The 12,498-nt window shown below is 40.6% G+C and carries 10 protein-coding genes; 9 read left to right on the top strand and 1 reads right to left on the bottom strand.

What is annotated here, in order from left to right:
• Nucleotides 1-441: 441 nt before the first annotated feature.
• On the bottom strand, nt 442-627 hold the full coding sequence (gene rpmB / locus ACSYTJ_RS03870; RefSeq protein ID WP_219054488.1) for a 50S ribosomal protein L28: 186 nt from the start codon (nt 625-627) through the stop codon (nt 442-444).
• A 217-nt stretch (nt 628-844) separates the two neighbouring features.
• On the opposite strand from rpmB, the gene ACSYTJ_RS03865 reads away from it, so the two are divergent.
• The 9 genes from ACSYTJ_RS03865 to ACSYTJ_RS03825 all read left to right on the top strand — a co-directional run bounded on the left by ACSYTJ_RS03865 (nt 845) and on the right by ACSYTJ_RS03825 (nt 12,488).
• Nucleotides 845-1,207, top strand: a complete 363-nt coding sequence (locus ACSYTJ_RS03865) for an Asp23/Gls24 family envelope stress response protein (protein WP_491716310.1) — start codon at nt 845-847, stop codon at nt 1,205-1,207.
• A gap of 34 nt (nt 1,208-1,241) precedes the next feature.
• Nucleotides 1,242-2,921: a DAK2 domain-containing protein gene (locus ACSYTJ_RS03860; protein WP_491719539.1), complete on the top strand. Its 1,680-nt coding sequence runs from the start codon at nt 1,242-1,244 to the stop codon at nt 2,919-2,921.
• Nucleotides 2,922-2,971: 50 nt separating this feature from the next.
• On the top strand, nt 2,972-4,996 hold the full coding sequence (gene recG / locus ACSYTJ_RS03855) for an ATP-dependent DNA helicase RecG (protein WP_491720132.1): 2,025 nt from the start codon (nt 2,972-2,974) through the stop codon (nt 4,994-4,996).
• Nucleotides 4,997-5,006: 10 nt separating this feature from the next.
• Complete coding sequence (gene plsX / locus ACSYTJ_RS03850) at nt 5,007-6,044, top strand: phosphate acyltransferase PlsX (protein WP_491716308.1); 1,038 nt, start codon at nt 5,007-5,009, stop codon at nt 6,042-6,044.
• A 17-nt stretch (nt 6,045-6,061) separates the two neighbouring features.
• Nucleotides 6,062-6,301, top strand: a complete 240-nt coding sequence (acpP, locus tag ACSYTJ_RS03845) for an acyl carrier protein (RefSeq protein ID WP_491716307.1) — start codon at nt 6,062-6,064, stop codon at nt 6,299-6,301.
• Between the two features lie 80 nt (nt 6,302-6,381).
• Nucleotides 6,382-7,071 (top strand): ribonuclease III, encoded by a 690-nt coding sequence (gene rnc / locus ACSYTJ_RS03840; protein WP_491716306.1) that lies wholly within the window; start codon nt 6,382-6,384, stop codon nt 7,069-7,071.
• A 38-nt stretch (nt 7,072-7,109) separates the two neighbouring features.
• Entirely contained in the window at nt 7,110-10,646 is a 3,537-nt protein-coding gene (smc, locus tag ACSYTJ_RS03835) for a chromosome segregation protein SMC (RefSeq protein ID WP_491720131.1), read from the top strand.
• Nucleotides 10,647-10,651: 5 nt separating this feature from the next.
• On the top strand, nt 10,652-12,082 hold the full coding sequence (gene ftsY / locus ACSYTJ_RS03830) for a signal recognition particle-docking protein FtsY (protein ID WP_491719538.1): 1,431 nt from the start codon (nt 10,652-10,654) through the stop codon (nt 12,080-12,082).
• A 64-nt stretch (nt 12,083-12,146) separates the two neighbouring features.
• Nucleotides 12,147-12,488, top strand: a complete 342-nt coding sequence (locus tag ACSYTJ_RS03825) for a putative DNA-binding protein (RefSeq protein WP_491716304.1) — start codon at nt 12,147-12,149, stop codon at nt 12,486-12,488.
• The last annotated feature ends 10 nt before the right edge of the window (nt 12,489-12,498 follow it).

The following is a 12,498-nucleotide window of genomic DNA, read 5'->3' as shown; positions in this document are numbered from 1 at the left end:
TTTGTATCGTTACTTTATTTATTTGATTTTTCTCGATTACATTTACGCCAAAGCATTTGTAAATTATCAATCCGTTTAACCAGGCATTAAAAAGCATCCAGAACATTGTTAAGCATTCAATTTTGCATATTGATCAAGGAATTCAATATCGGAATGATAGTTGGAAGCTATTCATTCCATGTCCCTTAAGAGAACATTTTTAATTGATACTCAAATGGAATCAATTTTCCATATCATTAAAATTGAAATGATGAACACGCATTATGATACCAAAAATCCTTAATCAATGCGATGAAAACATGGATTAAGGATTACAATAATAATATATTATTAAAAAAACTAGGATACCAATCACCAAATTAATATTTGGGATTGATATCCTAGTAAAAAGTATTATTCCAACCTATTAGGGTTAGAATAATACTTTTTTATTTAAAGTCATTAGACACGAGTAACCTTACCTGATTTTAAGGTACGGGCACTAACCCAAACTTTTTTAGGTTTGCCATCAACTAAAATCCGAACTTTTTGCAAATTTGGCTTCCAGCTACGACGTGAAGAATTTAAGGCGTGAGAACGCTTGTTACCGAAATGGGTTCTCTTACCGCTGATAAAGTCTTTAGCCATGATAATGCCTCCTTACATTTATTTTTTATTCTTTGTTTTAATACACTACAATAATTTAGCATATTATCAGTCTTTTTGCAATACTTTTCTTTCAAGTATTTTTACTTGACAGCTTCATAATTCAAATTCGGGTTCAACTCTTTTGATTGTGCAGTTCTTGTGGTAATATTAGTAATTGTTTATAGTGTATTTCGAATCTTTTAAGGAGGCTATTGGATTGGCCGTTAAAATTAAGACAAAGTATGGAATTGTTGATATCAGCAGTGAAGTAATTGCTTCAGTGGTTGGTAGTGCAACTACTGATAATTATGGAGTCGTAGGAATGGCTAGCAAAAAGCAACTCCGTGATAATGTCAATAGTATTTTAAGAAATGAAAACTACTCAAAGGGAGTAGTCGTTAAACAAGAAGTGAATGGGATTGCGATTGAAGTAAACATCATTGTTAGCTATGGGACTAAGATCTCTGAAGTATGTCGTAATGTTCAATCAAAAGTAAAATATAATTTGGAAACCATGCTTGGCATTACTGCCAACGCAGTTAATGTGATAGTCCAAGGGGTTCAAGTTTTAAACGATTAAATCTAAACTTACCTCTTGTCTAGGGGGATATCAATTGATAGTAACGGAAATTGACAGTCATCAATTCAGAAAGATGATTCAAGCGGCCGCAGCAACGCTTAAAAACAATGCTGATTTTATTAACTCTTTAAATGTGTTTCCAGTGCCAGATGGCGATACTGGAACGAATATGAATTTATCATTAGCTAGTGGTGCGCAATACGTTGCCAATTCGAATAGTAATTCCGTTGGTGAGCTAGCCGAATCATTAGCAAAGGGGCTCTTAATGGGTGCACGGGGGAATTCTGGAGTGATTTTATCACAAATTTTCCGCGGATTTGCTAAATCGGTTAACAAAAAGCCAACCTTGGATGCTAAGGATTTGAACGATGCGCTAGTCGAAGCTACTAAAACTGCTTATCGTTCTGTGATGAAACCAACCGAGGGGACCATTTTAACGGTCATTCATGGGGCAGCCGAAAAAAGTCGGGAAGTCTATTCCTCCATGGATGTTGCTGAACTCATGGATGTGGTTAGTGATGCAGCCGATGCTGCATTGAAGACGACTACCGATTTATTACCAGTCCTAAAGCAGGTCGGCGTGGTCGATTCTGGTGGCCAGGGACTAGCATTTGTACTTAGGGCGTTCGCTGATTCATTGAACGGTCGGGAAGTATCCGTTGCCAAAAACGATCCTACTGATGCAGATGTGGCTGAAATGATTGATGCTAAGCATCACAAGAGTGTGCAGGGTGAAATCGATCCTGCTGATATTAAATATGGTTATTGTACCCAGATAATGGTCAGAATTGGGCATGGTAAGCAAGTTGATCAAAAATTTGAATACCAACCATTCTATGATTACCTGGCTAAGCTGGGCGATTCCTTATTAGTAATTAACGATGATGAGATCGTTAAGGTCCATGTTCATACCGAACACCCTGGAAAAGTCCTAGCTTGGGGGCAACAATTTGGTGATTTAGCAACGGTAAAGGTTGATAACATGCGCCTTCAACAAGAAGATATCATCAATAATGATGCCGACGATGAACCCACTAAGGATGAAATCGACCGTCCAAATGATACGGCGGTCATTGCCGTTTCCAGTGGGCAGGGGATTGGCACGCTCTTTAATAGTTTGGGCGTTACCGACTTGATCAACGGGGGGCAAACAATGAACCCTAGTACTCAAGATATCGTTGATGCGATCAATAATTCACATGCACAGCGCGCTGTGATCCTACCTAATAACAGCAACATCTTTTTGGCAGCCGAACAGGCAGCTAAGGTTGCTAACGTGCCGACCGTTATCGTTCATACGAAGACGGTTCCGCAGGGGATGACTGCGATGTTGGAATATGATCCATCAGCCGATTTAGAAAAGGTAAAATCAGCCATGGAAGCTAATTTAGAGTTTGTCAAAAGTGGTGAAGTTACCCAAGCAGTTCGGGACACCGAATTGGACCAGGTTCACATTAAAAAGAATCAATACATGGGCATTGTAGATGGTAAAATTACCGTTACTAGTTCGAATATGATCGATGCTGCGACCCAAATGGTAAAAGCAATGTTAGATGAAGATAGTGAAGCAATCACCATTATTTACGGAAATGGTGCGAATGAACGTGAAGCTCAAAAGTTAAAGGATAAGATTATGAAAATGGATGAAGACCTAGAAGTTGAAATCCATGAGGGTGATCAACCGATCTATCCATTTTTAGTTTCTGTTGAATAAAGGTAATTAATCGGAATTATTTCCGATTTTTTTATTCGGAGGTGGTTGAAATTACTAATTTGAATGACGCAGTTATCAATTTGGACGGAGTTGGTCCTAAAAAACAACAGGTATTGAATAGTTTAGGCATTAAAACGATCAATGATGTTTTGAATTATTTTCCGTTTCGTTATGATAATTTCAATGTTCAATCATTATCTGAGATTCCGCCACAATCACAAGTTACACTGCGGGGGCTGGTCTTAGATCAACCGCAGATATTCAGATATGGTTATAGGCGGACGCGGTTGACCTTTTTAATGCAAGTTGAAAATAATGCGATTCGGGTCCATTTTTTCAATCAACCATGGTTGAAAAAGCAAATCACCACCAATCAGCCGATTGTTATTTTCGGGCGTTTAGACCTGCAAAAACTATCGATGGTGGGAATGCGAATTATTAGTACCACGACCAATAAGATGGAGCCAATTTACTCTGTAAATAAAACGATCAAGCAATCGACCCTAAAAAGTTTAATTCAAGAGACCTACGATCAATATCAAGATCAAATAGAAGAAATACTGCCATCATCTTTGCGTGAACGCTACCAACTAGAATCACATCGCCAGGTAATCCATGATATGCATTTTCCAGCGACGCTAGAAGACTCTAAGCTAGCGTTGCGCACCGCTAAGTTTGAAGAATTTTTTATTTTTCAAATGCGGATGCAGTTATTACGATTGCGTGATCATGATTTTACAGGGGTTAACATTAATTACGATCGGAAAGCCGTTGATGCGTTCATTGAACACCTCCCGTTTAAATTAACGGGAGCGCAGTCAAGGGTGGTTAATGAAATTCTTGCGAACTTGAACAATCATTCCCAAATGAATCGATTGCTACAGGGGGATGTGGGTAGTGGTAAAACGATCGTTGCAGCGATTGCGATCTATGCTGCGGCTACTGCAGGGTACCAAAGTGCTTTGATGGTCCCAACTGAAATCTTAGCGGAACAACATGCTAATGGTCTATCCCGCATTTTTGCTGATTTCCCCCTTTCGATTGTATTGTTGACGGGGGATACCAAACCAGCGGTTAGAAAGGAAATCCTTCCCCGTATAAAGAGTGGGGAAGTGGATCTTGTGATCGGGACGCACGCTTTAATTCAATCTGACGTTGAATTTAAAAACCTGGGGTTAGCAATCATTGATGAGCAGCACCGCTTTGGGGTTAATCAAAGAGGAGCACTTCGGAAAAAGGGGGATGCACCTAACGTTTTGACAATGACTGCGACCCCGATTCCCCGAACGATGACCCTGACTGCTTATGGAGAAATGGATGTTTCAGTAATCGACGAGCTGCCGGCTGGCAGAAAGCCGATTATTACCTATTGGATCACTAGTAACCAGTTCACCAATGCACTGCCTTTCATCTTGGAACGCTTAAATCAACATGCGCAAATGTACGTAATCGCACCGTTAATTGAAGAATCTGAAAAGTCTGACATGCAAAGTACTGAGTCGATTTTTGAAATGCTGGAAAATTATTTACCAGGATTCAAGATCGGCTTGTTGCACGGTCGGATGAAGGATGAAGAGAAAAACGCCATTATGGATGCCTTTAAAAAACAAGCATTACAAATCCTGGTTTCAACGACCGTGATCGAAGTCGGGGTTGACGTTCCAAATGCTTCATTGATGCTGATTTTTAATGCCGATCACTTTGGGTTAGCCCAATTGCATCAATTAAGGGGGCGTGTCGGTCGTGGCGACAAACAATCCTATTGTATTTTGGTTGCCGATCCTAAAAATGAAGTTGGTAAAAAACGAATGGCAGTCATGGTCGACACCACGAATGGTTTTATCGTTGCTCAAAAGGATTTAGAGTTGCGTGGGTCAGGAGATGTCATGGGTCGCCAGCAATCGGGACAGGTGCAATTTAAGGTCGGAGATCCAGTAGCCGACTTAGTAATGCTTTCATATGCACAAATGGAAGCTAAAAATATCGTCAGCGATCCTGAATGGACCGTTCAGACTGATAATTTACCGTTAGTTAAATATTTAAATGATGAATCGCTGAATGATTCGTTAGATTAGGAGAGATATGATGAAAATTGCTGTTGATGCAATGGGTGGCGATTATGCACCTACTGAAGTTGTAAAGGGGGTTGAAATGGCTCGTGACCTTTATCCAGATATGGAATTCCAATTATACGGTCCTAAAGACCAGGTCGAGCCATTAGTAGCAAATAATGAACGGATTACACTAATCCATACTGACCAGGTGATTGAAATGGGTGAAGAACCCGTTAAAGCAATCAAGAATAAAAAGGATTCGAGTATGGTCCAAGCCGCACAAGCCGTTCATAATGGGCAAGCTGATGCATTTTTGTCTGGTGGTAACACTGGCGCATTACTAGCTGCTGGTTTGTTCATCGTTGGTCGAATCAAGGGAATCGAACGGCCCGCATTGACTACAACGTTACCGATGGTCGAGGGGCCAAATGATAAGTTCGTAATGCTCGACGTGGGGGCGAATGCTGATTCACGGGCATTCCATCTATACCAATACGCATTTATGGGAAGTTACTATGCTGATGCCGTCTTAGGAATTAAAAACCCACGGGTGGGGCTTTTGAACAACGGGACCGAAGCCGATAAGGGTGACAAGTTGCACAAGGCCGTCCACGAACTCCTGGCTGCCAACCACGATCTGAATTTTATTGGTAACGTTGAATCCCGTGAATTATTGAACGGGGCTGCTGACGTTGTTGTCACAGATGGTTTTACTGGGAACGCTGCTTTGAAGAGTACCGAAGGAACTGCATTGACGATGCTAAATTTGATCAAAAGTAGTATAATGAATGGTGGTTTAAAGGATAAGCTGGGTGCTTATTTCCTTAAGGATACCTTTAAGCAAATCAATACGAAGTTGGATTATTCTAAGTATGGCGGTGCGGTTTTGATCGGGGTCAAGGCACCTGTCGTAAAAATGCACGGCAGTAGTAAGGCGACTACCGTACGGAATACTTTAGGACAAATTCATACCATGGTCGAATCCAATACGGTCGGTCAGATTGTTGATTACTTTAGCGCCCATGCTGATGCAATGAAGGCAATTAAGCAAGAAGCAAAGAATAACTAAATTGGTGAGGGATAACAATGACAAAAGATGAAGTTTTTAATAAAGTAGCTGATATGATTGCTGATCAATTTGAATTTGATCGCAGTAAGGTTACTGGTTCTTTGAACTTTAAAAATGATTTGGATGCTGATTCGATTGATTTTGTTGAATTTGTTTTGAACTTAGAGAGTGAATTTGGCGCTAGTATCGATGATGACGATGCTGAAAAATTAAATACGGTCGATGAAGCCGTTGATTATATCGTTAGTCATTCTTAAAACATTAGAATACATTTAAAGGGGGCGATTACTTTTGGTAATCGCTTTTTCTTGAATTAATATTAGGAGTGAAATTAAAAATGGATGCAGTCTTTGATAAAGAATTAGCGGATAACTATGGAATTAAATTTAATAACGAAACGCTGCTGGATGAAGCATTTACACAAGCTTCATATGTAAATGAACACCCTGGCCATCATTTAAAATTTTACGAACGAATTGAGTTTCTTGGGGATGCTGTTTATGAACTAGTGGTTTCTGAATATATTTTTAAACGGTATCCCAATTTACCTCAAGGCCAATTAACCCGTTTAAGAGCAGCGATGGTAAATGAACAAAGTTTTAGTAGCTTTGCTCGTGAATGTCATTTTGATAAGTACATTCGATTGGGGCACGGTGAAGAAAAGGCGAACGCGCGGAACCGCGACTCATTACTTTGTGATATTTTTGAATCATTTATTGGTGCAGTGTACTTAGACCAGGGGATGGAACCGGTAGTTCGGTTCTGCCATAAGGTCATTTTCCCAAAACTGGACGCAGGTTGGTTTGATGAATTTTTTGATCATAAGACCGAACTACAGGAAAAAGCACAGGTCAACGGGCCAGTGGCGATCGAATACCACTTATTAGATGAAAATGGCCCCGAAAATCACCGTCGTTTTAAGGTTTCCGTTACCATTGATGGGAAGGAATATGGAATCGGTAGTGGCCATTCCAAAAAGAATGCGGAACAAGGAGCTGCTAAGCAGGCGCTCAAGCACTTTAATTAATCTTTATAGAATGGGGTATTATTTTGAAACTAAAATCAATGCAATTAGTTGGTTTTAAATCATTTGCTGAAAAGACAACGATTGACTTTCAAAGCGGTTTAACAGCAATCGTTGGACCGAACGGGAGCGGCAAAAGTAACGTGATCGAAGCAATTCGGTGGGTCTTAGGTGAACAATCTGCTAAACATTTACGTAGTACTAAAATGACCGACGTGATCTTTTCTGGCTCTAAGAGTCATCGGGCTTTGAACCGTGCTGAAGTAACCCTAACTTTTGATAACTCCGATCACTATTTAAATACGAATTATACTGAAGTAACAGTAACTAGAAAATTATTTCGTAATGGTGATAGCATTTATTATTTAAATCAAAAGGAGTGTCGGCTAAGGGACATTAATAATTTATTGATGGACACTGGGGTCGGAATTGGTTCTTTTTCGATCATTTCACAGGGAAACGTCGAGGCCATCTTCAATAGTAAGCCAGAAGAGCGGCGTAATCTCATTGAAACGACCGCTGGCATTTATAAGTATCGCCAGCGCAAACAGTTAGCCGATCATCGATTGGGCGAGACCAATGATAATTTGAGTCGGGTCAATGATATTATTTTAGAGTTAGAATCACAGGTCCAAACGTTACGGACCCAGAGTAAAGCGGCAAGTGAGTACCAACGATTACAAGCATCGCTTGGTCAGTGGCACCAAAAGCAATTATCTGGCAATGCACAACGATTCGTGGCTGAGTACACGGCAAATGAAAAAGCGTACCAAGAAGCAGACGAGCGGGTAAAGGCTTTAAATCAAGCAATTGACAGTTTAAGACAACAAAAGCAAGGCACCCAAGCCCAACTAGACGAACTGACGATTGCTCAAGACAATGCCCAATCAAAGCTGCTCAAAGCGACTAGTCAAATGGAGCAATATAACAGTCAAATTAAGTTAGCTTCCCAGCAATCAACCTTTAAAACGGAGCAGTTAACCAATGCTAAGGCTGACTTAGAACACCTCGTATCACAGTATTCAGAAATTGAAAATCAAGTCATTACAGCAAATGAGGCTCAAACGACCCAACAAAACATCATTGAACAACATCAAGCTCAATTAAAGGCTTCACGGGTAAAACAACTAGCCGCCAAGCTAACGACCGTTAACGAGCAATTGACATCATTTAGGGATCAATATTTAGAATTATTGCAACGGTCAAGTGATCTTAAGAACCGTTTGAACTATGCCAGTAAGGATAGCGAACAATTTCATCGTCAGCAAACAGCGATTAACGCAAGGATTACTGATAATCAAGCTGCAGTCGAGAAGCTCAAAGGACAGCTCCAACGGCTAAAAGATGCCTTGGACACCAAACAATCTGCCTTGCATAAGATTAATGATCGAATTGCTAGTAATAACTCACAAGTGCAAAGGTTGCGTCAATCGGCTGATCATAACCAAAGTGATTGGTATCGAGCGTTGCAAAAAAGTCAAGAACTCAAGGCTAATCGGGATGGATTGGTTGAGTTTCAAAATCAACATGGCGGCTATCTTCAGGGCAGCCGTAATTTGTTGAACCATCGCGATGAGTTGAACGGCATTATTGGCTCCGTTGCTGACTTTTTAGATGTTGAAAGTGACTACGTGAATGCAATTGAAACTGCATTGGGCAGTCGGCTGCAACAAATAATGGTAACGGATAATCAAAGTGGTCGAGAAGCGATTCAGTTCATGACGGTTCATAAACTGGGGCGCGTCACGTTATTGCCAATTAACAGCTTGACTAATCATTCCGTCCCGCCAGCCATTTTAAAGCAAGCGAAACGGATCGAAGGCTTTGTTGCCGTTGGAAATCAGTTGGTCCAAATGCCCGCTCAGTATCAATTAGTGCGCGATTATTTGTTGGGAAATGTTTTGGTGGCAGTAGACCTAGCGGCAGCGATAAAAATCGGGACTGCGATCAACCATCGGTTTCGGGTAGTCAGCTTAGATGGCCAGGTTGTTAATGCAGGAGGATCGATCACTGGTGGAGCGAATCAAAAACGGTTCACTGGGATGCTAGTTCAAAAGGAAAAGTTGCATCAATTAAATCAAGCTGTTCAGGAATCGAAACAAAAGCTAGCTTCTTTAGAGCAATCAGTTAAAACCAGTCAAGCTGATTTAAAACAAGCTCAACAGCAAAATGATTTAGATCAACAAAATCAACTAGCGCTTAAACAGGATGTTCAAATGTTGAGCGGACAGGTGCAACAGCTGCAAACGACAATTGAAAATAAGCAACGCGAGGCTGCTAGTCAACGCGTTAATTTACAAACGTTAAGCGTTAATTTTGCGCAAGCTGCCGATGTGGATTTTAAGGATGAACTAGCAGCGGTTAACAAACGCATTTCAGAAAATCAATCCGCTGTAAAACGGGCAAATCAAGCTAAGCAGGACTTAGAACAACAACATCAATCAGCGCTAAATGATGAGCAAACCAAAAGAGAACAACTACTATTGGCCCAGTCAGAGGCACGGCACGTTGAACAAAAGATCACCGATTTGAATGCCCAATTAGCAACTAACCAAAGCCAACAGATTAAGTTGAACCAAACAATCGAGCATTTAAATGAACAAATTAATGGTCAATTGACTAGTGCTGCTTTAAATAATAAGATTGGCGTTGTTAAGCAAAATCAAGCTGATTTAAAACAGCAGATTGCAGATACAAAGCAGTCAATAACCAAACTAAAGCAAGTACTTGCACCGATTGATGAGCAAATTACTCAAAAACAAGATGCATTGTTGCAGACCCAATCTACCGTTGAGCATTTAAAACAACGGATCCAGGCAACGACCGATCAATTAAAATCAGTGCGGACGCTCGCCAGCCAAAAATATGGACTGACTTTGCAACAGTTAGTTGATTGCACCGTTAATGAGGATTTAAAAGCAATTAACCAACGCATGACGAAGCTTCAAACACAAATCGAAGCCTTAGGGCCAGTCAATATAAATTCAATCACGCAATTTGATGAGGTGAATGAACGCTATCAATTTTTAAAACAACAGGCTGATGATTTGATTCAATCGAAACGCCAATTAGAATCGACGATGAACCAGATGGATGCCACCGTTAAGCAACGGTTCAAAACGACTTTTGATCAATTACAATCAGCATTTCGCACCACCTTTAAGGAAATTTTTGGTGGCGGGGATGCTAAGTTGAAACTGACTGATCCGCACCATCTTTTAACTACTGGGATTGAGATTATGGTCCAACCACCTGGAAAGCGTTTTAGAAGCATGTTATTGCTTTCGGGTGGTGAACGTTCGTTAACTGCAATCGCACTGTTGTTTTCGATTTTAAAGCTGCAACCAGTGCCATTTGTAATTTTGGACGAAGCTGAATCAGCACTAGATCCTGCTAACGTGGATCGGTTTGCACGCTACATCCAAAGGCTAAGGGATCAGACTCAATTTATCGTGATTACGCATCGGAAGGAAACGATGGTTTATGCTGATAATTTATATGGGGTCACGATGCAAGACTCTGGCATTTCTAAGGTCTTGACGGTCGATTTAAAAAACGCGCAAGCAACGAAGGGATGATATAAATGGGATTATTTGATATTTTTAAACGTCGCAATAAAAAGAAAGATCAACAATCTGAAGCAGATCAAGGGGAATCCAAAAATGCTCAATCTTCGGTTAGTGTTGAATCTAGTAGCGCTAGTTCAGCCAGTCAGACCAGTAGTGAGCAAAGTAGTGACTCCTCACAAGCAATCGCAACCAGTTCAGATGCAGTTAGTGAATCTGAGTCTTCAACAAGTACCGAACCCGTTACTAGCAGTGAAGAAGCGGTAGATTCTTCTGCTAGCGGAGAAGTTAAATCTGTCGAATCAACGCAATCAATTGAGCCAAGTGCTAAAGCAAGTTCAACTAGTGCTGAAAATGAATCTGTTGAATCAAATTCTTCACTTCAAGACCTTGAATCTTCTTCACAATCAAGTGAAGATTCGGCGCAATCAGCAACTGCGGCTGATGAAGAACATGTTGAACCACAAGAACCAGAAAAACCAGAAGAATCACAAGAACCAGAAACTGAACCGCAAGAAGAAGCCACTAAGTATGAACATGGGCTTGCCAAGTCGCGTTCATCATTTGGGCAACGCTTAAATAAGCTCTTCGCTAACTTTAGGTCCGTGGATGAAGAATTTTTTGAAGACCTGGAAGATACTTTGATTGAATCCGATGTTGGTTTTGATATGGCGGTCAATTTGACTGATGAACTTAGGGATGAAGTGAAGTTAAAAAACGTTAAGTCCAGAAATGAAGTTCAAAACGTCGTAATTCAAAAGTTGATCGAACTATACGACCAAAATGGCAATGGTGAGACCAATCAGATCAACTTTGCTAAAGAGGGACCGACCGTGATTTTATTCGTGGGGGTCAACGGGGTGGGTAAAACCACCACCATTGGTAAGATGGCAAAGCTGTATCATGACCAAGGCAAGAAGGTCTTGTTGGCTGCTGCTGATACATTTAGAGCCGGTGCGATTCAGCAACTAGACGTTTGGGCCAAGCGTGATGAAGTTGACATTGTTAAGAAACCTGAAAAAAGTGATCCCGCCTCAGTCGTCTTCGATGCGGTCCAAAAAGCCAAGAAGGGGCAATACGATGTTTTATTCGTTGATACAGCTGGACGGTTACAAAATAAAGTTAATTTGATGAATGAGCTTTCCAAGATGAAGAAGATCTTGACCCGTGAAATCCCAATGGCGCCCCATGAAGTAATGTTAGTATTGGATTCTACGACCGGTCAAAATGCATTGAATCAGGCCAAGTTGTTTAAGCAGGTGACCGATGTAACCGGAATCACGTTGACGAAACTAGATGGAACCGCTAAGGGTGGAATTGTGTTAGCAATTAGAAACGAGTTGCATATTCCAGTCAAGTACGTCGGATTAGGTGAACAAGTTGGTGACTTGCAACCATTCAACGCTAGTGACTTTGTTTATGGATTGTTCAAGGGGTTATTAAAATAATTGACGGAACGTCGTTAGATTATGTATTCTATAAGCTAAAGGAATCTTAACTGGGGGCATCGCTTTGGAATTATCGAAGAATTACCGAATTAATTCGTTATTATCGTTTTATGAACCATTACTGACGAATAAGCAGAATAGCTATATGCAACGCTACTATGTTGATGACTATTCATTGGGAGAGATTTCAGAAGAGTTTTCAATTAGCCGCCAAGCAGTTTACGATAACATCAGGCGGACTGAATTGATTCTTGAAAAGTATGAATCTCAACTCCACCTTTATCGTGATTTTGTGTCGCGCAACCAGAAGACTGATCGCATTAGGGATTACGTTAAGGTTAATTATGCTGCCGATGCAAAGTTAGTGGGATTAGTAGCTGATTTAGAAAAAATAGAAGAAGAATGAAAGTGGTGAA

The sequence above is a fragment of the Nicoliella sp. ESL1113 genome (assembly GCF_058509245.1).
The sequence above is the reverse complement of the archived record's forward strand: the minus strand, read 5'-3'. Positions and strand labels throughout refer to the sequence as shown.